Annotated in this window: 15 protein-coding genes and 2 pseudogenes; 2 read left to right on the top strand and 15 right to left on the bottom strand. The window is 63.6% G+C overall.

Annotated features, from left to right (window positions below):
* Window positions 1–88 precede the first annotated feature (88 nt).
* Window positions 89–1,921 (top strand): dipeptide ABC transporter ATP-binding protein, encoded by a 1,833-nt coding sequence (locus tag J6595_RS09425; protein ID WP_209594226.1) that lies wholly within the window; start codon window positions 89–91, stop codon window positions 1,919–1,921.
* Here the strand turns inward: J6595_RS09425 and J6595_RS09420 are convergent.
* The 6 genes from J6595_RS09420 to nadC all read right to left on the bottom strand — a co-directional run bounded on the left by J6595_RS09420 (window position 1,912) and on the right by nadC (window position 10,519).
* Window positions 1,912–3,567 carry a GMC family oxidoreductase gene (locus J6595_RS09420; protein ID WP_209594225.1) on the bottom strand — a complete coding sequence of 552 codons (1,656 nt, stop codon included), beginning with the start codon at window positions 3,565–3,567 and terminating at the stop codon, window positions 1,912–1,914. The genes J6595_RS09425 and J6595_RS09420 overlap by 10 nt on opposite strands.
* Before the next feature lie 259 nt (window positions 3,568–3,826).
* A complete protein-coding gene (locus tag J6595_RS09415) occupies window positions 3,827–4,258 on the bottom strand; it encodes a MarR family winged helix-turn-helix transcriptional regulator (RefSeq protein ID WP_209594491.1) in 432 nt (143 codons plus the stop codon).
* Window positions 4,259–4,452: 194 nt separating this feature from the next.
* The gene (locus tag J6595_RS09410; RefSeq protein ID WP_209594224.1) at window positions 4,453–6,366 is read right to left on the bottom strand and encodes a TRAP transporter permease; all 1,914 of its coding nucleotides are present in this window, start codon (window positions 6,364–6,366) and stop codon (window positions 4,453–4,455) included.
* Between the two features lie 126 nt (window positions 6,367–6,492).
* Window positions 6,493–7,467, bottom strand: coding sequence for a TAXI family TRAP transporter solute-binding subunit (locus tag J6595_RS09405; RefSeq protein WP_209594223.1), 975 nt, complete (start codon window positions 7,465–7,467; stop codon window positions 6,493–6,495).
* 88 nt (window positions 7,468–7,555) lie between these two features.
* Window positions 7,556–9,658: a phosphonate metabolism protein/1,5-bisphosphokinase (PRPP-forming) PhnN gene (gene phnN, locus J6595_RS09400; protein ID WP_209594222.1), complete on the bottom strand. Its 2,103-nt coding sequence runs from the start codon at window positions 9,656–9,658 to the stop codon at window positions 7,556–7,558.
* Window positions 9,659–9,682: 24 nt separating this feature from the next.
* Window positions 9,683–10,519, bottom strand: coding sequence for a carboxylating nicotinate-nucleotide diphosphorylase (gene nadC / locus J6595_RS09395; protein WP_209594221.1), 837 nt, complete (start codon window positions 10,517–10,519; stop codon window positions 9,683–9,685).
* 714 nt (window positions 10,520–11,233) lie between these two features.
* On the opposite strand from nadC, the gene J6595_RS09390 reads away from it, so the two are divergent.
* Window positions 11,234–12,094 carry an FRG domain-containing protein gene (locus tag J6595_RS09390; RefSeq protein ID WP_209594220.1) on the top strand — a complete coding sequence of 287 codons (861 nt, stop codon included), beginning with the start codon at window positions 11,234–11,236 and terminating at the stop codon, window positions 12,092–12,094.
* Window positions 12,095–12,267: 173 nt separating this feature from the next.
* Here the strand turns inward: J6595_RS09390 and J6595_RS09385 are convergent, their stop codons facing one another.
* The 9 genes and pseudogenes from J6595_RS09385 to J6595_RS09345 form a co-directional block, all read right to left on the bottom strand.
* Window positions 12,268–12,987 carry a GntR family transcriptional regulator gene (locus J6595_RS09385; protein WP_209594219.1) on the bottom strand — a complete coding sequence of 240 codons (720 nt, stop codon included), beginning with the start codon at window positions 12,985–12,987 and terminating at the stop codon, window positions 12,268–12,270.
* Window positions 12,988–13,001: 14 nt separating this feature from the next.
* Window positions 13,002–13,241: a hypothetical protein gene (locus J6595_RS09380; protein ID WP_209594534.1), complete on the bottom strand. Its 240-nt coding sequence runs from the start codon at window positions 13,239–13,241 to the stop codon at window positions 13,002–13,004.
* A 66-nt stretch (window positions 13,242–13,307) separates the two neighbouring features.
* Window positions 13,308–13,691, bottom strand: a pseudogene (locus tag J6595_RS09375) (transposase); the annotation flags it as partial.
* Window positions 13,692–13,953: 262 nt separating this feature from the next.
* Window positions 13,954–14,688, bottom strand: a complete 735-nt coding sequence (locus J6595_RS09370) for a response regulator transcription factor (protein WP_209594218.1) — start codon at window positions 14,686–14,688, stop codon at window positions 13,954–13,956.
* 91 nt (window positions 14,689–14,779) lie between these two features.
* The gene (locus tag J6595_RS09365; RefSeq protein WP_209594217.1) at window positions 14,780–16,105 is read right to left on the bottom strand and encodes an ATP-binding protein; all 1,326 of its coding nucleotides are present in this window, start codon (window positions 16,103–16,105) and stop codon (window positions 14,780–14,782) included.
* Window positions 16,106–16,202: 97 nt separating this feature from the next.
* Complete coding sequence (locus J6595_RS09360; RefSeq protein ID WP_209594216.1) at window positions 16,203–19,304, bottom strand: efflux RND transporter permease subunit; 3,102 nt, start codon at window positions 19,302–19,304, stop codon at window positions 16,203–16,205.
* A complete protein-coding gene (locus J6595_RS09355; protein ID WP_209594215.1) occupies window positions 19,304–20,554 on the bottom strand; it encodes an efflux RND transporter periplasmic adaptor subunit in 1,251 nt (416 codons plus the stop codon). The genes J6595_RS09360 and J6595_RS09355 overlap by 1 nt, the downstream gene beginning before the upstream one ends.
* Before the next feature lie 56 nt (window positions 20,555–20,610).
* Window positions 20,611–21,411 (bottom strand): MipA/OmpV family protein, encoded by an 801-nt coding sequence (locus J6595_RS09350; RefSeq protein ID WP_245197932.1) that lies wholly within the window; start codon window positions 21,409–21,411, stop codon window positions 20,611–20,613.
* A gap of 562 nt (window positions 21,412–21,973) precedes the next feature.
* Window positions 21,974–22,333, bottom strand: a pseudogene (locus J6595_RS09345) (IS256 family transposase); the annotation flags it as partial.
* Window positions 22,334–22,446 lie beyond the last annotated feature (113 nt).

Below are 22,446 nucleotides of genomic sequence, written 5' to 3'. Positions count from 1 at the left end.
CGTCAGATCGCCGTGAATGCGAATTCAGATATGCCTTGGAACACGCTCTTGCGGCCTGTGCCGAGGCGTGACGGACGGGGAAACGAATATGGCGGCTGGTCACGATCCATCGGCAAGCGGTGCTCCCCTCCTGGACGTTCGCGACCTCACCGTCGCGTTCAATGGCAGAGCGGCGATCGACGGGATCAGCTTTTCCGTCGGCCCGGGCGAGATCGTCGGCCTTTTGGGTGAAAGCGGGAGCGGCAAGTCGACGGCGGCCTACGCCATGCTCGGCCTCGTCAAGGCACCGGGCGAGATCGTCGCCGGCGAAGTGCGCCTCGAGGGACAGGATCTCCTGTCGATGCCCGCCCATCAGCTTCGGGACGTGCGCGGCGGGAACATCGGGCTGATCGTTCAAAATCCGCGCTCCGCGCTGCATCCGATGCTGCGGGTCGGCCGGCAGATCGGCGAAGCCTGGCGCGCGCACAACGAAGGCACCGGCAGCGATGCCCGCCGCCGCGCGCTCGAGATGCTGCAGCTGGTCGGCATCAACGACCCCGAGCGCCGGCTGGACGCCTTCGCCCATGAACTCTCCGGCGGCATGGCGCAGCGCGTCCTGATCGCGATGGCGCTGTCCTCGATGCCCAAGCTGCTCGTGGCGGACGAGCCGACGAGCGGCCTCGACGTGACGATCCAGGCGCAGTTTCTCGACCAGATGTGGCAGACGGTTCGAAGCACGAACTCATCGGTGCTTCTCGTCACCCAGGACGACGGCGTCATCGCCAATTACTGCGACCGAGTCATCGTCCTCGAAAACGGTCGTATCGTCGATCAGGACGACACCAGAAGCTATTTCGCACGGACGCGAAACAGGCAGACGGAAACGAAGGCCCGCGGATCGGGAACCGAAGCGACGCCGCGCGGCGACACGGCTCCGCTGCTGGAGGTTTCGGGCCTCAGCAAGCATTTTGCGATCGCCAATTCCGACAAGAAGGTTCATGCCGTCAGCGACTTCGACCTCAAGGTCATGCCGGGAGAAACGCTCGGTCTCGTCGGCGAGAGCGGTTCCGGCAAGTCGACCGTCGGCCGGTCGATCATCCGCCTGTTCGAGGTGAGTTCCGGCAGCGTGGTGTTCGACCGCAAGGACGTTCACGCGCTGAGGCCGGCCGAGCTAAAGGCCCTTCGCGCGCGCATGCAGATCGTTCTTCAGGATCCATACGACAGCGTCGATCTGCGCTGGACGATCGAGAAGATCCTGTCGGAACCGCTCGACGTCCACCGGAACCTGTCGAAGGCCGAAAAGCGCGCCCGCGTAGAAGAATTGATGGCGCTGGTCGATCTCGATCCGGGCATGTTGGAGAGGCGCCCGCGTGATCTGGGCGCCGGGGCGCTGCAACGGGTCAACATCGCCCGCTCGCTCGCCACCGACCCGGAATTCGTCATTCTCGACGAGCCGACCTCGGTGCTCGCGCCGGCGGCCCGCAGCGGCCTGATCGCGCTTCTGCGCCGCCTGCAGAGCGAACTCGGCCTCGCTTTCCTGTTCATCTCGCACGATCTGACGACGGTCAGCGAGGTCTGTGACCGCGTGGTCGTCATGTATCTCAGCCAGATCGTCGAGATCGGCACCACCGAAGAGGTGTTCGGCGATCCCAAACACCCCTACACCAAAGCGCTGATCGCCTCCCATCTGTCGCCGGACGTGACGAACCGCCGCGTCGATCGGGTCAATCAGGATACGCTCGCCGGCGAAATTCCAAGCCCGATCGACCTGCCGAAAGGCTGCTATCTCTACAGCCGCTGCACCTATCGGCTGGATCGCTGCGTGAGCGAGCCGCAGAAGCTCCTGCCCGACGGCGAAGGCCGCATGATCCGCTGCTGGCGGGCCCGCGAGGACGCCCGGCTTCAGCCACTCGCAGAAGCCAAGACCCCGAGTTACGCCTGACCGGGAACGGCTGCGGCCGGGCTGGAAGTCGCCTCGATCTGGCGTGCCGGCGCGGGCCTGCCCAGCATCATGTCGGCCGCTTTTTCAGCGATCATCATCGTCGGCGCGGAGGTGTTTCCGCTGACGATCGCCGGCATGATCGACGCATCGGCGACGCGCAATCCGGCAATGCCCCGAACCTTCAGCTCCGCATCCACGACCGCCCCCCCGTCCGCGCCCATCCGGCAGGTGCCGGTCGGATGAAACACGGTGCCGCCGTTCTGGCGAACCCAGGCGTCGATCGCGTCGTCGCTCGCCAGATCCGCCTCGACCGGCGAGATGGCACTGGCCTTGTAGCGCGACAGCCTGGGGTTTTCGGCGATGCGGCGAACCAGCTTCAGGCCATCGCGCATGACCTGCCGATCGTGCTCGGCACTGAGATAGGCCGGATCCATGAGCGGGGCGACGGACGGATCCGGCGAGGTGATCGTGACCTGTCCCCGGCTCTCCGGCCGCAGCTGATAGTAGCTGACGATGTAGCCATGGCGCCCCTGGCCGGCCCGCGTCGTCTCCAGATTGAGGCCGGGCACGAAGGTGACGTGAATATCGGGCTCGTCGAGCGTCGGGCGCGTCTTCAGAAAGCCGCCGGCTTCGAGCGGCACCGCCGTGGCCGGCCCGCTGCCGAAAACATAGGCGCGGAACAGGCTCGCGGCGGCGCGATCGGGACGGAACAGCGAGTAGAGCGTGATCGGCTGGTTGGCGGCATATTTGAGATAAACGCCCATGTGATCCTGCAGATTGCGCCCCACCTCCGGCACGTCGAAGAGCGGCTCCACGCCGGCGTTTTTCAGCATCTCCGGCGCGCCGATCCCCGACAATTGCAGCAGGGCGGGCGAATTGATCGCCCCGCAGCTCAGCACGATCTCGCGCTTGGCGGTCACGGTCTGCGGCATACCTTTGCGTACGACATCGAGACCGACCGCGCGACCGTCCTTCAGAAGCACGCGGCGGGCCATCGTCTTCGTCCAGACGGTCAGGTTGCGACGCCCCTCGGCTGGCCTCAGATAGGCCGTCGCGCTGGAAACACGCCGGCCCCCGGCGATGTTGAAGTCGTAGCGGCCAAGCCCCTCCTGCCGGGCGCCGTTGAAATCGTCGTTGCGGCGGAAACCCTCGTCGTAGCCCGCCTCGAGGAAGGCCTGATAGAGCGGGTTCGCCGCCTTCGCCTTTTCCACATGCAAGGGGCCGCCCACGCCGTGAAAGGGATCGTCCGGTCGCTCGGGATTGTTCTCGGCACGAATGAAATACGGCAGGACGTCGTCATAGCCCCAGCCGGCAAGGCCCATCTGCCGCCAGACGTCATAGTCGGCCCGGGTGCCGCGCATGTACATCATGCCGTTGATCGACGAGCAACCGCCGAGCAGCTTGCCGCGCGGCCACACGACGGAGCGCCCGTCGAGGCCCTTCTGCGGCGTGGTCGCATAGTTCCAGTTGCTGGATTTCCAGAAATAGGCGGCGCCGGCCAGAAGCGGAATCGAGAACACCGGGTGGCGGTCCGATCCCCCCGCCTCGATCAGAAGAACGGAATGCGTGCCATCCTCCGAAAGGCGATTGGCGAGAACGCAGCCGGCAGACCCGGCACCGACGACGATGAAATCGAAACTGTGCATTACGCTTGGCCAGCCGTGACTTGAATACGCATTCAAGCATCCTTGCACGGCAGGCCGCAGCCGATCAAGGCCGACACACTTGCGAAGGTTCGCGACGCCGGAACCGGGAACATGATCGATCCGCCAACACGGCCGATGGACAGCCGTGCCCTGCAACAGATCGATGGCCGCGTGAGCCGGCGCCAGGTTCCGGCGGCCGAGCGGGGGCTGCAAATTCGCCGGCAGGTCCCGGCGCGGCTGATCACGCGCGGCGCGTCTTTCAGCCGGCGTCGCCGACGTCGGCGATCTTTCGCAAGGTGTGGATGAGCGCCAGCCGTTCTCCGTGGTTAAGGGGGCCGAGCGTGTCCTCGCTCGACGCGATCGCGCAGGGCGTCATCGCGCGAAGCGCCGCCCTGCCCTCTTCGGTGATCGCGATGATCACCTTGCGGCCGTCACCGGGATCCTTGGAGAGCGCGATGAGATCTCTGGCCTTCAGCCGCTCCACGATACCGCGGATCGTCGCCTGGTCGACGCCGGTCGCCTTCACCAGTTCGGCCTGCGAGCGGCTTCCGCCCTCGTCCAGCGCGCAAAGCGTCGAAAACTGAACGGCCGTCAGGTTCTCGATCGCGGCATTGTTCTGGAAGATCGACAGATGCCGCTGATAGGCACGGCGCAACAGATAGCCGACCTGTTCGGTGAAGACGTAGTCCATACTGGCCGTCACCGAGGACGCGGAACCGCCGGCATCGCCTCCTCCGGACACGGGCCCGCGTGGCACGTTTTGATGGCGCGGCGGGTGATCTTCCGCCGCCGGGTCGTCTGTCGCCGAAGGTGCCTGCTCGCGTCGCTCGGTCATGCCCATCTCCGCACCGTCAGACAGCGTTCAAGACGCGGTTGCTGCAAGTCTCACGCACTCAGCCGGCTTTCGCGCGGGCCCCGGACGGAAATCATGGCGACGGCCGCTGCCGCCGCCACGATGCCGAGCGCCGAAACGATGTAGCTCGGCGTGAACATCAGCAGCCCGCCGGCGATCATCAAAACGCGCTCGTGGCCCCGCATCCGCCGTCGCAGGAAGCCCTCGGCCCCGATGGCCAGGAAAACCGTGCCGAGGCACACGGTGGTGATCTGAACGACGGTATTCAGCTCAAAAGCAGGATTGAGGATGCTGGGTGCGTAGACGAAGGCAAAGGGCAGCACGAAGGCGGCGAGCGAAAGCTTGCACGCGCTGAGCGCGATGCCGATCGGATTGGCGTCGGAGATCGCTGCGGCCGCATAGGCTGCGACGGCGACGGGCGGCGTCATGGCCGACAGAACCGCGAAATACATCAAGAAGAGATGGGCGTTCAAAAGCGGGATCTGGAACTCGTTGACGAGGGTCGGCCCGATCAGGACGGCGGCGAGAACATAGGCGCTCGGCGTCGGCATCCCAAGGCCGAGGAGGATTGTCACCACCGCGCTCAGAACGAGCCCCATCGCCATGCTGTCGCCCGCGAGAGCGAAGGTGATGTAGGAGAACTTCATCGCAAGGCCGGTCATGGTGATGCCGCCGATGACGAGGCCGGCCGCGGCGCAGGCGCCCGTGACGCCCAGCATGCGTATCGTCGTTGCCGCAAGCCCGTCATAGATGCCGGCCGGGCCGAGCCGGTGCCCGGGCCGGAACCACGAGGCGACGACGACGGAGGCCGTGGCAAAGACCGCGACCAGCGTCGGCGAATAGCCTTGCACGAGCGCAACGACGAGAACGATGAGCGGCAGGATGTAGACCCAGCCCTCGCGCAGCGTCTTATAAAGCGGCGGCACTTCCTCGCGGCCGAGACCCTGCAGAGCGAGGTTCTCGGAGCGCAGGTGAACCTGCATCATGATGCAGGCATAGTAGAGGATCGCCGGAATGATCGAGGCGATCACGATGGTGATGTAGCTGATGCCGGTATACTCGGCCATGATGAAGGCAGCCGAGCCCATGACCGGCGGCAGGATGCTGCCGCCCGTCGAAGCGGCGACCTCGACGGCCGAGGCCAGCCGCGGCGAATAGTTCAACCGCTTCATCATCGGGATGGTGATCGCGCCGGTCGTCACCACGTCGGAGGTCGGGCTGCCGGACATGGTGCCGAACAGCGCCGACGAGATCACGGCGATCTTCGCCGGCCCGCCATGGGAACGCCCTGCAATGGCCGCGGCGACACGGAAGAAGAACTCACCTCCGCCGGCTTTTTCCAGAAAGGTGCCGAAGGTCACGAAGAGAAAGACGTATGTCGCCGCCACGCGCACCGGCACGCCGAACAGGCCGTCCCCGGTGAAGACGTTGACGTCGAGAAAGTGGTTGAGGCTGATATAGCCATGGCCGAGCGGGCCGGTGATCAGATGGCCGAAGAGATTGTAGGCCGTGAAGGCGACGACGATCAGCATCAGGAAGACACCGACGGTGCGCCGGGTGATCTCCAGCGCAAGCAGAACGATCGACAGCGAGGCGATGGTCTGGACGGTCGTCAGCGGCAGGAACAGGCTGATCCGCGTCGCGATGACTTCGGTCATCGACACGAAGTAACCGGCCGTCGCGAGGCTGACTGCGACCAGAATCCAGTCGTACCAGGGCACACGCGTCGCGCTCGCCGAAGAACTCGCCCTGACCAGAATGAAGGACGGCGGCAGCATCAGGCACAGAAAGACCGCGGTTGCGGCAAGCGCGTCGATCCGCGCGAAGGTCGTCTCCCACAGCACCCACAAGCCGGCGGCAGCGGCATAGGCCTTGACGACGGTTGCAAGCGGGCCGGCGAGTTCACGCCGCCCGCCGACATTGAAAAGGCCGTTGATGAAACCCATCACTGCGGTCGACTCCGAGTAACGCCGCGCTCAGCGCTTGATGTGCGGACATGCCGGCGTGAGGACTGCACAAGTTTGCGAACGGCGGCGCTTCGATGCCGCCGTCCGGAGGTTCTTCGGGAGCGACTACTGGCCGTAAGCCTGAAGTGCGCCCGGGTGATAGGGCAGGTTCTTCGCCGACTGCATGATCTCGGGCGTCAGCGCCTTCATCGAGGAATGGACGTTCTGCAGCTCGGCGATATGGTCGAGCAGCGCCCTGGTCAGTTTCTCGACCATTTGCGTGGAATCCGACTTCGGCACGATCAGCGCGGCCTGCGCGCCGAACGTCTTGATGTCCTGCTTCTGCCAGTCGTAGCTGCCCGCCGGGATGGTGTAGGGGACGGATCCGTAGGTCTCGCTCATATAGCGGATGACAGCATCTGGAACCGACAATAGCCGCAGATCGACGCTTTCGGCGATCGAACCGATCGAACCGGTGCCGATGAACATGGCGTTGGTCCAGATATCCCCGCGCCCGTCCTTCATCAGTTCTTCAGCCGTCTGCGAGCCCTGATACTGGATCGAACCACCGCTCTTCTCGATCCCGGAAAAATCGATGCCGACCTTTTTCAGCGCGGCTTCCGCCAGGATGCTGGGAAGGATACCGCGCTTGTTGACGATCAGATCGACCGGGGCGCCCTTCATGTCGGCGATGGACGAGATATTGTGCTCTGCGGCGAATTTTTCGTTCATCAGCCACTGCATCGGTGCCCAGTTGTAGAGGACGGCGACGACGGCAAAATCGGTCATCGGCTCCTGGAACGGCGCCTCGCCCTTGGAGGCGATCACGGCCTCGCCGAGATGAACGATGGCCATGTCGCAATTGCCCTGGGCCATCTGAACGATATTGGCAAAGCCGCCGCTCGAGGTCTGGTAGGTCACGGCCGAGCCCGGCTCTTCCTTCTTCACCGCCGCATCGATCCCCGCGCCGAGGAGAGCCCAGAGGCCACCGGGGCTCGCCCCGCACAGGGTATAGTTTTCCGCCTTTGCCGCGCTGGCCGTGAAGCTCGCCGCGGCAATGCCTGCGGCCACGACCGCTGATTTCAGAAAGGAGTTTGGCATGTCGATGTGACTTCCCTGTTCTCAAGAGACGACGCGACGAGACGGGTCGCGAGAGGTCCGAAGCGGCAAGAAGAGCCGCTGCATCTCGTCAGGTCGCGGTCGGGGCTTGCGAGACCTCCCGCGGATGAAATCGGTGTCGGCTCGATGGCGTATCCGGCGATGAAAGCGTGATGCCGGTCTGTTCGCGAGCCTCGCTTGCGGCGCGTTCGAGACAGGCGATGTCGCTGGCATGAATGGTGTAGAGCGGCTCGCCTGCGCCAACCGCCTGGCCGGTGGCCGCCACGAGATTAACGCCGGCCGACTTGTCGTGAGGCGCCCCGGCGCGCCGGGCGATGCCGGCAACGTGCCAGCCGTCGACGCGCCCGATCGTGCCGTCCGCGGGAGCCTCGACCACATGGGTGAACCGCCCCGGCAATACCGGCTCGCACTTGCCCTGCGCTTCGGCGATCTCTTCGAGCTTCTTCTTCGCGCGTCCCGAGCGCAGGATTTCCTCCGCCGTCGCGCGGGCCTTTGCGCGGTTCGCATGGTCGGGCGAAAAGGAGAGGATCTCGGTTGCGAAGAACAGGGCCTTCTCGCGAAGATCGGCCGGCGCATCCGGCGCGCCGTCGAGGATCTTCATCACGTCACGCAATTCCAGCGCCGGCCCGATGCCGTTTCCGATGGCGTTGCCACCATCGGTCGCAAAGGCCCGAACCGTCATCCCGAGGCCGGCCCCGACCCGCTCGAAAATCCGGCCAAGGTCGCGCGCCTGCTCGAGGGTCTTCAACTTGGCGTTCGGCCCGAAGGGCATGTCGATGACCACATGGGTCGAGCCTGCGGTCCACTTCTTCGACAGGATGGACGCGACCGACCAGGTATTGCTGTCGAGCGCCAGCGGCCGCGTGATGGCATTGACCACGTCGTCGAGGACGGAGTGGTTCAACCGCCCGTTCCATGCGACGCATCCACCGGTCGCGCGGACCACGCGAGCGACCTCGCAGGCATCGAGATCGATCCGGCACAGGGCCTCCATCACATCGGCCGTTCCCGCCGCCGAGGTGATGGCGCGCGACGACGTCTTGGGCATCATCAGGCCGGCGGCAGCGACGATCGGCACGACGATCAGCGTGATGCGGCTGCCCGGAATCCCGCCGAGCGAGTGCTTGTCGACGACGATGTCCGGGCCCCAGTCGATGCGCCGGCCGAAGCGGCATCTCGCCTTGGCGACGGCGATCGCCTCGTCGGCATCGAGCGACTGGATCGCCTTGAGGAGGAAGGCGGCGGTCTCGCCGTCGGGATAGCGCCCCTCGACGATGTCACCGAAGAGGGTTTCGTATGAGCCGGCGTCGAGCCGCTCGCCGGCGATCTTGCGCCGCAGGATCGTCCGGCTTTTCGGGGATGGCGTACGGGCGATCGAGACAAGCGCCCCGGCCGGCAGACCGAGCGCCTCGAACGCCTCGCGCGACAGGCCGATCTCGTCAGGACGAAGGAGCTTCGACGGCTCCACGAGAGCAACGTCGGCGCGAACGCTGCAATCGTCCCGGGTGATGTCGATCCGCCCGGCGCCGGCGAAGGCCGGCGCATCGACGATGGCGCTGTCCTGCCGCAGATAGGCGGTGTGTCTCGGCGCCGAGACGATCGGCATGCGCCTTAAGGCAAGACGCGTTGCGTAGCGGTCGAGGATCGAGACCAGCCGGGTCACGGCCTCTTCGAGGCTGGTGTCGTTGACGAGGCTCGCGACATCCCTGTCCTGCGGCAAAGGATGAACCGCGCGGGCCAGTCGCCGCTCGATCTCGTCCGGCGTCTCGCGGCCGCGGGCAAGAAGACGCTCGCGCACGACGTCCGCCGGCGCGGTGATCTCGACGATGACGAAGCGATCGACGGTTCCGGCAAGATCGGGAATGGCGCCCCGCGAACCGTTGGCGAGAACGTTGCGCCCGGCTTCCAGCTCACCGACGATCTCGATCGGCAGGCCGTAGTGAAGATCATGGGCCTGCCAATGATGCAGGAAACGCCCTTCCTGCCGCAACGCCTCGAAGGCCTCGACGCTGACCGGTTCATGATCCTCGCCGACCCCGGCAGGCCGGGTAATCAGCCGACGGGCCTGCACGTAGCGACCGGACGGACCGAGCGTCTTCATGGCCTCATCGATCAGCGTGTCCTTGCCGACACCGCTCGGACCGACGACGTAAAAGAGAGTTCCGGCCTGCATCGCGCCCCCCCTTCCTTGCCGCGCTCAGGCCGCGTCGTCGAGACCGATATCGACGGCCGGAGCCGACTGGAACGGCCGGCTCGTCGAGACGAAGTCGACCCCGGTTTCGGCCTTGCCGGCAATCGTGTCCAGCCGGATTCCGCCCGAAGCTTCCAGAAGCGCCCGGCCGGCGACATAGTCGACCGCCTCGGCCATGGCGGCGTTTTCCATGTTGTCGAGCATGATGACGTCGGCCCCGGCCTGAAGCGCTTCTCGAACCTGCTCGATCCGGTCGCACTCGACCTCGATCTTGGTCAACGCCGGCACCTGCTTGCGCGCCATTTCCACGGCCTTGGCGATGCTGCCGCAGACGGAAATGTGATTGTCCTTGAGCATCACGCCGCTGTCGAGGCCGAGGCGATGGTTCAGGGCGCCGCCGCAGGTGGCGGCATGCTTTTCCAGCATGCGCAGGCCGGGCGTCGTCTTGCGGGTGTCGAGCAGCCGCGCCTTGGTGTGGGCGATCGCATCGACATATCTGGCGGTTTCGGTGGCGATGCCGGAAAGCCGCTGGGCGATGTTGAGAGCGGTGCGCTCTGCCGTCAGAAGAGCCTGACCCGGGCCCGAGACGACGAGGAGCACGGCCCCCTTTTCCACCCGCTCGCCATCGAAGGCCCGCATTTCGACCTTCGAGGACGGCTCGTAGTGACGAAACACCTCTGCCGCGACCTCGATCCCGGCCAGGGTCATCGGCTCACGGGCATTCATGTAGAAGGTTGCCTCAGAGGCGGGATCGACCATCAGCTGGGCGGTCAGATCGAAGCAGCCAATGTCTTCGATCAACCACTGATCGATCAGCTTTCGCGCGACAAAACGATCATACATGGAAGCATCCCCCGATATTCATTCGACGTGACAGAGCAACTCTTCTTCCGCCCGCACGACAACGGACGGAAGACCGGCGCCAAAGGCACCCGATCACTGCGCTCTCGGCAATCGCCAGCCCCGGCAGCGAGGCAAGAACCAGATGTCGTGACCGACAGGTCGCCGGAAAGATCATGATTACAGTGAAATTCTCGAGATCGACCATGATGCGGACAGTTTGCACTGCCGAATATCAAAGGCCGGGCTCGCTTCACTGGCGAACACCCGGCACACCGTCGCGAAACGATGCGTAAGGCGTCGCTATTTAAAGCGTCTACACTATTAATTCATAGAGAGTTCCCGCCTGCAAGCGGAAGTTTTGATCATTTGGCAAGATCATTCTGTTCTATTTGTAGTCTGTACGCTTATTTTGGCAGCAGACACCATCTATGACTGTGAAATGAGCCCCCCCTGCCCCGGACATCCAAGGCCCTGTCAGCCGGCCACTTTTCCGCAGCGCCGCACATCCACGAAGCGGTCACAGGATCTTCGTATCGCTAGGCTGGCCACCGGCCGGAAAAATCGGCAGATCGGTATGTGAGCTGCCGATGTTTATCGCCGGGCAATTGGCATTTCTGACCAAGTGGGCCTACCCATGCCCGCGGATCGGCGAATGATGCATCGCCTGACCGCATGGGTCGCCGCCTATGTCTGTCTTCGTTGGAAAGGATCGCCATGCAGACCGTCGTCATTCGAAGCTGGTCGGAGCTGCAGGACCAGCTGTTCGGCGACATGTGGAATCGCGACTTGCGACGCTTCCGCTCGCCCTTCCTGTTTCGCGGGGTCGGCCAGGCCGATTTCGATCTCATTCCGTCCCTGAAGCGCCTCGGCGGATCCTATTGGGACCTTGAGCGTCACGTCCTCAGAAATTTCCGCAAATACGCCCATCGCAGCACCGTTCCCCACGATGACGACTGGAACTGGCTGGCGCTCGGCCAGCATCACGGTCTGCCGACGCGGCTTCTGGACTGGACCTATTCCCCCTATGTCGCCCTGCATTTCGCGACTGCCGAGATCTCGTCCTACGACCGCGACGGCGCGATCATCATGGCGAACTATCGGCAGATGGCGCAGTCGCTTCCCGAAGGCCTGCAGAACCCGCTGACGCGCAACGGCTCGCATGTCCTGACGGCCGAACTTCTTCGCGAATATGCCGGGTCGCTCGAAGAGCTCGACGAAAAGTCGGCGGCCCATGGCGAGGAATGGGTCTGCTTCTTCGAGCCGCCTTCCCTCGACGACCGGATCACCAACCAGTTCGCCGTGTTTTCGATGACGTCCCACGCCCGGCTCGACCTCTCCAGATGGTTCGCCGAGCGGCCGGACTTTGCCCGCAAACTCGTCATCGACCACGCCCTGAAATGGGAGATCCGCGACAAGCTCGATCAGGCGAACGTCACCGAGCGGGTGCTCTTTCCGGGCCTGGACGGCCTCAGCCGATGGCTCGCGCGCCACTATATGAGCCCCGAGGGCGCCCATTTGCGGGCCAAAGATTCGGGCTGGAGCGCCCAGCAGGAAATCCCGCCCGTTCAGGAATGATTGCTGAAGGGCCGGCCGCGCCCCGAGGCGCGTCGAGCAGACCGCTCCTGCCAGCGCGGGCGCAGGCTTGCTCTGTCCGCTCACGGCCATGATCGCGGGAACCACAATTTCCCTAACGTCAAGCGATGATGCGCGATTGTCATGCCCGCCCGCCAGCTCACGGCGCTCCGGCGTCAAGCGTCGATCGCACCGGGCGACGAAAGGAAGTCGCGCAGCAGATGCTCGGTCTCCTTGATATCGGCTTCCATGGCCTGTCGGAAGGCAAGCGGATCTCCGGCCCTGAGAGCATCAAGCATCTCGGCATGATGCAGCACGAAGCCTTCCTTGTACTCGGACTTCAGGAGGGCGGCCATTTTGTCCGAGAGAAAGCGCACATACGGCCCGGAGCGCAGCCAGAGGTTCTCGATCTGGCTCATCAGGACCGGGCTGCCGGCGCGGTCATAGATGTAGAAGTGGAACCCCCGATTGGCGGCGACCATCGCGGTGATGTCGCCGGTCGTCCCGGTGGCGACGTGTATGGCGAGGATCCGTTCGAGTTCGGCGATGTCTGCCTGCCCCATCCGGGCCGCCGCGATTTCCGCGGTGGCGCCCTCGATGATCACCCGGGCGCGGGTGATGTCGGCAAGTTCGGCAAGCGTGATGTCAGGCACGAAGGCGGTGCCCTGGGTGGCGATTCGCAGGGCGCTCTCCGAAGCCAGCCGCCTCAGCGCCTCCCGGACGGGCATATGGGACGTCTGGAATCGATCCGCGAGGGACGCGATGGTGAACGTCGCGCGGGCCTCGAACGCGCCGGACATCAGAGCATCGCGGAGCTGATCGTAGACCTGATCCTGCACGGTCTTTCTCGATCCGACCGGCTTCAGCAAGCTCGACCTGAGCAAGTCACTGGCCATCGTCTATCCTTGCCTCACCTCAGTTTGGGATCGATCCGGTCACGCAGCCGGCCCGCGAACACGCTCACCCCTACCAGGAGTAGAACTAAGACCAGGCCTGGAAAGATCACAATCCACCGCTCACCGCAAAAGAGGAAGCGGTAACCGACCTCGAGCGACGTGCCAAGCGAAGCTTCGCCGCGCGGCATCCTGGATCCTCGAACGGACAGCGTCGCTTCGGCCATGATGGCGAAGGTGATGGATGGTCGGATCATGGCAGCCGTGGCCCGCTGATCAATCCGGCCTAGCCGGAACCGCGGTGCGACGCCGTCAGCTACACCACGACTGGGGACAAGATCGGTCGAGGTGTCGAACTCCAGAACCCGGCAGGCGCGTCTGATCGATACACCACCATTCCCTGCACGTCTCCGTCACCAGCTCGCGTTTGCGACCAGGCCTCAAAGTTTTCGGCGGATGACGTCCTGAAGCATCTCCTTGTCCAGCGACAGGTCCGCGACCAACTTGCGGAGCTTGCCTTTTTCATCCTCGAGCTGTTTCAGTCGCTTCAGCTCCGTCGGCAGCAGGCCTTGTTACTTCCTTTTCCAGATGAAGTAGGTCGCCTGATTGATCCCAGCTCGCCGACAGATCTCCGCCACCGGCATGGCATCTGTTCCCTGCTTCATAATGAACGCCTTCTGAGCGTCCGAAAACTGCGATGCCTTGATCGTTCTTCGCTCCTTCCCGGCCAGAGGATGCTACCGCCGAAAACTGCAGTTCAGAACGATCCAGTTTCAAGAGAGAGAGAGAGAGATCACCCGCAAGGCACAGCAAGCGACCATTTCCGGGTCCAGAAGGCGATGCCAAAAATCGGCATTTTCCGTTCGTTCAAGGCTGGCTTTCGCGCTTCGGGATCAAAGTTGCGACAGGCCAAATTGGTCTGCGTCCGAGGAAGAGTTTGCCAATCATGCAGGAGGTTGAAGCCAGCCTTTACCCAGCGTCGACATTCGCCGTGAACATATAGCCACCGAGCCGGACCGTTTTCAGAAGCACCGGCTCACGCGGGTCGGCCTCGATCTTCTGGCGGACGCGGGACACGTGAACATCGACGCTTCGCTCGACTGGACCCGCCAATCCCGCATGGGTGAGCGTTAAGAGTTCCTCCCGCGTCAGGATCTTGCCCGGATTGCGACAGAACGCGAGGAGCAGATCGAACTCCGCCGTCGTCATCGAGATCCGGGTGTTTTCGGGGTCGTGCAGTTGACGGCGCAGCGGATCGATGCGCCAGCCTTCGAAGCGCAAGGGGCGCATGCGCTCGGCTCCCGCCTTCGAAAAGTAAGCGCGCCTCAAAAGACCGCGGATCCGCGCCAGAACCTCGCGGGTGCTGAACGGCTTGGTGATATAGTCGTCGGCGCCGATCTCGATACCGAGAATGCGGTCGACCTCCTCGCCTAGCGCCGTCAGCATGATGATGGGAACACTGGTTTCGGACCGCAGACGGCGGCACAGGCTGAGGCCGTCCTCCCCCGGCAGCATGACGTCGAGAATGACGAGATCGAAGGCGCCGGCAAGCAACCGGTCATCCATCTCGCGCCCGCTGGTCGCCACCTCCGCATGCATTCCGTTTTTCGATAATGCGTCTCGCAGCATCGCCCCGATCTCGGCATCGTCCTCTACGATCAGGATGCGGGGCGTCGTAGAGGAATGGTTCAAATCGGACGGCATGAATGTCGGTTTCCGTTCAAACGAAGGCGTTGCAGGGCCTGTGGCGGCGACACACTGGCGGCACGTCAGGTAAACTTCGAAGCTGTGCGGGTCACTCCGGCAACTCCACCCGCGCGATCAGTCCGCAGGGCCGATTTTCCAGAAGAGTGAGGCGCCCGCGATGTGCGGCGACGATCTCCGAGACGATCGACAGACCGAGACCGAAGCCGTCCTTGCGGTCTCGATCGGTGCGGGTCGGGACCGCCTTGAAGAACGGTTCCATGACACGGTCCCGGAGTTCGCGCGGGATGCCCGGCCCGTCGTCCACAACGTCGATGCGAAGCATGCCCTCGACGCGTGAGAGAACGATGATGACCCGGCTGCCGAATTTGAGGCCGTTGCCGCAGAGATTGGTGATGGCGCGCAGCATCGCACTCGGCCTGATCATCGCAGCGAGATGGTCGGGGCCGTCATAGCGAATGTCCGAGCCGAGATCGGCGAAATCGGCCTGGATGGTCTGCAGGAGGCTCGCCACGTCTACCCGCTCGGCCTCCTCGCCGGCAGCATCCGCCCGCAGATAGTCAAGCGTTTCGTCGATCAGCCTGTCGATCTGCTCGACATCGGCCAGCATTTTTCGCTGCTCCTGGTCGTCGTCCAACCGCTCGATGCGCTGACGCAGCCGTGTCAAAGGCGTGCGCAGATCGTGGCTGACGCCGCGCAGCATGCGGGCGCGCGTGTCGAGAAGGCCACGGACACGGGTCCGCATCTGGTTAAGCGCTTCGGTCAATGCGAGGACTTCCGGGGCGCCCTGCCCACTTGCGAGCCGACCTTCCTCGGTCCCGTTCGAGCGCTTCACCTCGTCGGAAATTCGCGCCAGCGGGCCGAGAAACGCCCAGCGCGAATAGCGCCCGAAGAGAACCAGAAGCGTTGCGAAAGCGAGAACATAGTAGCTGAGAGGGCCGAGCACATCGTTGCTGACCAGTGGCCGCGCCGGACCATAGGCGGCGAGGACAGAGGTTTCGTCGAGCGGCACCAGGATCAACGTCGCAGCAGGCAGAGAGAACAATCGGCTCCCTGCCGGCAATTCGTCGTCGGGTGGAAAGAGCATTTCGACCGCTTGGATAATCCAATTCGGGGCGTTGGCGTCCTTTGCGAGCCGCTCCGCCTCGGCCGGATCGACGATCGCAAGGTCGAGATCGCTCGCCGCCATCAGAGAAGCCAGATCGTCCTGCTGCGCGGCCGATAACTTTCCCATGAGAGGGCCTATCGCCGCGATCTGCTCGAAGAAGGACTCGAAGGCGTAGACGCCGAGAAACTGGCTGTGACGCACGATGCCGCCGACGCGCCCAAGGGCGACCACCAGCACGACGGAGAGCAGGATAATCGCCGCGATCTGACCGGAAACGCTGCGGGGTATCATTCGCCTGAACACGCTCATCTCGCTATGCGATCCATGCAAGTCTGGCCACTTTCACCCTGAGGGTCACAGACATTTTCGCATCCGACCATCGATGATACCGCTCCACCGTACCGGCTTAGCGCCCTTTCTGCCGCGCTTTGCCCGGCAAGGCGAGGCCTTCAGCGGTTTCCGCGTTCAAGAATGGACGAAAGAAGCGGCCGCAAACATCGCCGAGATCGGCGAGCAGCCAGCGCAACGAAGGCACGACGACGAGCGAGAGTACGGTAGAGGCGGCAAGGCCGCCAATGACCGCGACCGCCATCGGGGCCCGGAATTCGCCACCCTCCCCCGTTCCGATCGCGGCAGGCAGCATCCCCGCGATCATTGCGAGTGTCGTCATCAGGATCGGCCGCAGTCGCTGGCTGGCCGCCTCGATGATCGCCTCGCGCCTTGCCAGACCGTGGGCCTCGCGTTCAATAGCGAACTCCACCACCATGATCGCGTTCTTGGTGACGATGCCCATCAGCATCAGGATGCCGATGACTACCGGCAGCGACAGCGCGTCGCCGGTGAGGCTCAAAGCGGCGACGACACCGCAGATCGACAAAGGCAGGGTCACGAGGATCGTCAAGGGCGTAAGAGCGCTGCCGAAGAGAAGAATGAGGACGACCAGCACCATCGCGATCCCGGCGGTCATAGATGTGCCGAAGGCGGCGAAGACCTCGCCCTCATCGTCGGAGTCGCCGGTTGCAAGGACGCGCACCTCTGGCGACAGAGACCTCACGGCATCGAGCGACAGGACACGGGCGAGCGCCTCGCCCGGCGAGATCCCGGCAGGCACGTCGAAGCCGATATCGATGCGTCTCTCGTGATCGAGCCGCTCGATGATCGACACCTCGTCGGTAAAATCGATGTCGGCGATCTGCGAGAGGGCGACCGACCCGCCCGACAGAGTCGGGATGGATAGCGCCCGCAGTGTCGCCAGATCGTCGCGCGCAGTGTCCGCCAATTGCAGCCGGATCGGAATACGGCGGGTATCGTCGATGAATATCGGCAGGTCTTTGCGGGAGGCGCCTACCGTCGAGACACGAAGGGTCTCGGCGATGACACGTGCGGAGACACCGGCATCGGCCGCTCGATCGGGATCGATTTGCATCGCGAGGATGGGCCGGTGCGCGTTGCCGTTCGAGGTCGTGTCCCGAGCGACGCCTGTCTCGGCAAGTTCACTCAGAATCTGATCGGCCGCCCTGCTCGCTGCTTTGCCGTCACGGCCAAGCACCGAGAACGACACGTCGCGGCCGCCGCGATCGTTGAGAATTTCGAAACGGATATCCGGAACATCCAGCAGTTCATCCGCCACGAGCGGCTCGATCTCGAAAAGGCTCCGCTCGCGAACCGACGCACGCCCGATATCGAGCGAGACGGCCATGCGGCGAACGTCGCGCTTGCCGTACGCGTCGGCACCGCCCTGGACGAAGACCGTTCTGACGTCCGGCACTGCCGCCAGACGATCGGACACGACAGCGCCGATGCGCCGCGTTTCGTCAAGGGTCGATCCTTCCGGCAGTTCGACCGAAGCGACGATCTTGCCGGTGTCCTCGGCAGGCAAAAAGCCGCTCGGAAGCCTCGTCAGGCCGACGACGGCGGCTCCAAAGAGGGCGAAAGCGGCGATCACCACTAGCCAGCGCGCCCGCAGCGTGTGCCGCAACAGCCAGCAATAGGGCACCCTCATCCACTGCCCGTCGGCGTGACCGCCGGCTTTCTCCCGCATCAGATAGGCCGCAAGAACCGGTGTGATCAGCCGAGCCACAAGAAGCGAGAAGAAGACGGCGACCGCCACCGTCAGGCCGAACTGGCTGAAATAACGCCCGACCATACCAGGCATGAAGCCGACAGGCACGAACACGGCGATGATCGTCGCTGAGATGGCCATGACGGCGAGGCCGATCTCGTCCGAGGCATCGAGTGCCGCCCGGAACGGCGGTTTGCCCATCTGCCCGTGCCGGACGATGTTCTCAATCTCAACGATTGCATCGTCGACGAGGACGCCGGTGACGAGCGTAATAGCGAGAAGGCTGAGGATGTTCAGCGAGAAGCCGAGAAGATCGATGACGAAGAATGTCGGGATCGCAGCGAGCGGTAGGGCGAGCGCGGCAATTAGCGTCGCGCGCCAATCCCGAAGGAAGAGAAAGACAACGAGGACCGTCAGGATTGCACCCTCGATCAGCGTGTGGAGAGCCGCGTCGTAATTGCCGAGCGTGCGATGAACGCTGGTGTCGATCAGCTCGAAGGAAAGATTGTCGTTTGCTGCGGCAAATTCCCGGAGCGTCTCTGCGACCTCGTCCGCGACCGTCACGTCGCTCGCACCCCGGGCGCGGTAAATCGCAATCGTGACGACGGGCGCCCCTTCAAGGAGAGCGAAGGCTTTCTGTTCGGCTGTAGCGTCGGTAACCGTGCCGAGATCCGATAAGCGCAGCGCCGGTGCGTTGGGAAGCGCGATCGGCATCTCGGCAAGGTCGGCGACCGAGCTCGCGGTGGCGAGTGTGGTGATCGCCCGCTCGCGCCCATCGGCGCGGCTGGTGCCGCCGGAAACATCGAGATTGCTCGACTTGAGCTCGTCGGTGATTGCAGCCGCCGTTATGCCGAAGGTTTCGAGGCGATCGAGATCGAGCTTCACCGCGATCTCCCGGTCGACGCCGCCGACCCGTTCTACCCGCCCCATGCCGGGAAGACCGCTAAGCTTACGGATCACCACATCATCGACGTACCAGGACAATTCTTCGGCCGTCATAGTCTGGTCGATGGCGGCATAGGTCGCGACACTTTCGGGTTCGATCGCGTTGCGTCCGACAACGGGTTCGTCCACCGTAGCCGGGAGGTCGGAGCGAATGGCGGAAATAGCATTTTCCACGTCAGCAACCGCTCGGTCGACGGGAATCCCGAGTTCGAATTCGACTGTCGTATCGGACTGGCCTTCGCTGACCGTCGATTTGATCTCCTTGACGCCCACGAGAGCCGCAACGGCGTCCTCGATCGGTTTGGTGACCTCGGTTTCCATCTGCGAGGGTGCTACCCCGCTATCGCTGACGGCGATCGTCACTTCCGGAACGTCGATCAAGGGAAAGTAAGTGATCGGCAGCGACCGGAAGCTAAATAGGCCGAGACCCGTCAGGACGACGAACAGGAGGATGCACGGGACCGGATTACGGATCGCCCAGGCTGATGCGTTGCTGCTCATCACTGGCTGTCCAGAGCGAGCTCGAGGGGACGATCCGCGATGGACTCTCCGTAGGTGATCAAGAAGGGGCGGACGCGATCGCCGGGCTCGAGGAAGCTTCCGGCCTTGAGGACGATCGTCTCGCCGGCCTCGACGCCGGAGACGATTTCGACGAGGTTGTTCACTCGCATGCCGATAACGGCCGACTGCGTTGCCACGACGCCATCCCTGACGACATGGATCTCGGCCCGCCCCTCCGTCGTTTCGACCGCCGAAGCCGGCAGCAGAACGGAACTGCGGCGATCGACCTCGACCTCGCCGCGAACGAAGGCACCCGTCGGCAGGGGTATGCCGGCATCACGGGTGATGGCGATGCGCAAAAGGCCCTGGCGGCCGGTGGCTTGCATCTCCGGCTCCATCAGGCGCACGACGCCGGTAAGGGACTTTTCGAGGCCCGGGACGGTCATCGAGACGCTGGCGCCTTGTGGGATATCCAGAAAATCCATCTGCGGAACTTCGGCCGCTACTTCGACCTCGCCCTTCTCAGCGATCGCGAAAAGCTCGGCGCTGCCCGAGCCGACCAGCGCCCCGATCTTAGCCGCGCGTCTCAAAATCCGGCCCGTGGCCGGAGCGCGGACGAGGGTACGGGCAAGGCGAGCCTCGATGTCGCGACGCTCGGTCGACAGGATGGCGCGGTCTGCCTCGGCGAGGGCAAGGGCATATCGTGCAATGTCGAGGGTCGTGGCAGCCCGGCTTGCCGCGTATGTCAGTCTTTCCAGAACATCGGCGGCGGTAATGCCCCTGTCCTTGAGCGTGCGGCCTCGCTCCAGGGAGGATGTCGCCTCTTCCTGTGCGACGGCGGCATCGGTGACCTGGGCCTCCGCCTGTCGGATCGCCGCTTCGGCGCGAGCGAGCTTGGCTGTGTTCACGTCGCGCTCGATGCGGACGGCCGTATCGTCGAGACGGGCGAGAACGTCTCCTTCGACGACCTCGTCTCCGACTTCGCCGATTACCTCGACGACCCGCAAGGCACGATCGAGATCCACCGTCACCAGGCTTTCGTGCCGGGCAATCAGCGATCCTGTGAGCCGGATCCGGCGGGCGATCTCTCCTCTTCGAGCCGACACGACGCTGACCGCTGGCAGGGGTGCGGACTCCATGGCCTCGGCCGCGGTTCCCGGGCGAGAGGGCGCGACGAGGATGGCCGAAGCGATCGCGGCACAGATCGGCACCGACGCTAGAAAGAGCCTGGAGAATCTTCGTGAAACCATCGAAGCGATCCCTTGACGAAAGAGTGTCGGGCGCAGCGCGAGGTCGCGGGCAGCGTTCAAAAGCGGTAGCCGACCACGACCAATCCGAAGGGTTGGACCTCGTCCTTGACGATTGGGCTGTCGGCCGCGTCGCCGACCAGAATGCCAACGCCGCCTTCGCCACGCGCGAACCAGTTCTCGGTCACCGCCATCGTCGCGGTCGCAGAGAAATCGACGCGCTTGAAGCCGGATTCGGCCTCGAACTCGCGATAGCCTGAGCGCCGCGATTGACCCGCGTCGATGCCGAAATAGGCTTCCATGTGATTGTCGTCGGCGAAAGTCGCCGAGGCCTTGACACCGAGAAGGAGAGAGGACGTGAAGGCTTGGGTCAGCTCGATGCCAGCGACCGCGAGGAGGCCGTCGCTGCCGCCGATCGTCTTTTCGACCGAACCGAAAAACTCCGCCGGTCCGAACTTCGCCGCGGCCTTGCCTCCCAACGTCACGCCGAAATCGACATCACCGAGGCCGTCGAGTTCGTCCGCATCGCCCTCCTTGCGACCCGTCTCGTAGCCAAGTTTCGCCGAGAAGACGAAAGGCCCTGTCTCGTAGACTTTCGCCTCAATGCCGCCCGGGTCGACGCTCAGCCAGTCACCGAAGGTGGCTGAGATGTAGGGCACCGGGCTGACTTCAAATTCGTCGCTGCCCTCGTATTTCGCCTCTATCATCGCCCCTGCCCCGACAATGACATTCCATTCGTGGAGCTTCTGGCCGATCAGGCCGAACCTAGATGGATCCGGAGCCTGGTAAACTGGGGACGGGGCGGGCTCGGCGATGGCGAAGTCGGCCGCATGGGTCTGCTTGATTGCGGGTACGGCCATCCCGATCAGGGATCCAAAACCGACCATATACCGAAAGGAGCTTCTGAGTAGAGATGAGGACATGAAACACTCCAGCCATGACGGCCTGGCGGGCGGCTCCCGCTATAATCCGTCGCTGCGGAAGCGATCTCTACCGACTGGGGAGAGCCGCAGAATTTGAAGTTGTTAAGAGATGTTGCGGTCACCGCTGCCACGCCGGTTTTCACGAGCCGGAGCCATGGCGGCAACAGCTCAACGTCCCGTTCCAACGACCGGCTAAGGTTGAGCCGCTCCATTCAAAGTTCCGCGTTGCACAGGCAAGCTAAATCTACTGGGCCCGCCAATCTGCGCGTGGCAGGATCAGATGCCGATCTCGCCAGAGCTTTGACAGCGAAGATCTTTGAGCCGTCTTCTTGATCCAGTCATTGGTCAGGATGAGCATCTCGTCCGTGCCCGGTCGGGTTGCTATTGAAGTCGATCGCAGATTATGCCCCTTGTCCCGCCCCGGCAGAGAATACTGTCCGATGACCAGACCAAGTGGATTGAAAGAGCTATGGCCGATTATGAGTGATAGGTTTAATCTGGCTGCGTGTTGATTGGCGTCCTGGACGATTACGACGCCGTCTGTGAATGTGACGCCTGCGACGACCATCGGCAAGCAATTTTCGCCCTTCAGCCGTCGTCAGGTCTTCGAAGCGGCCATGACCAGCTTGAAGACCATGAGCCGGGCGGTCTTGCGAGACAGGGCACCTTTCTTACGCGCGATCCGATGCAAGACGGTGGCAAAGACGCTCTCAATCGGAGGCGCCGTTCTCAGATGGTCCCAATGTTCGGCAGAGAAGTCGAACAAGGCGAGCCGTGTCTAGCGATCCTTCATCAAGCACTCGACAGCCTTCGGATATTTCACGCCATACTTTTCATCGTATACCTTAACGGTAGCTTTCTGTTCAATGAAAGGCGTGAATCAGCGAAAGCCTTTCCGTTCAACAGCCGGGTTTTTCAACGGAATACTGCCCAAACAGGCCATCCCAGATAGTGAAAGCCCGCGCCGTCGCG

Origin of the sequence: Jiella mangrovi (genome assembly GCF_017815135.1) — a bacterium.
Taxonomy (GTDB): Bacteria; Pseudomonadota; Alphaproteobacteria; order Rhizobiales; family Rhizobiaceae; genus Jiella; species Jiella mangrovi.
This window is presented reverse-complemented; position numbering and strand designations above follow the sequence as displayed.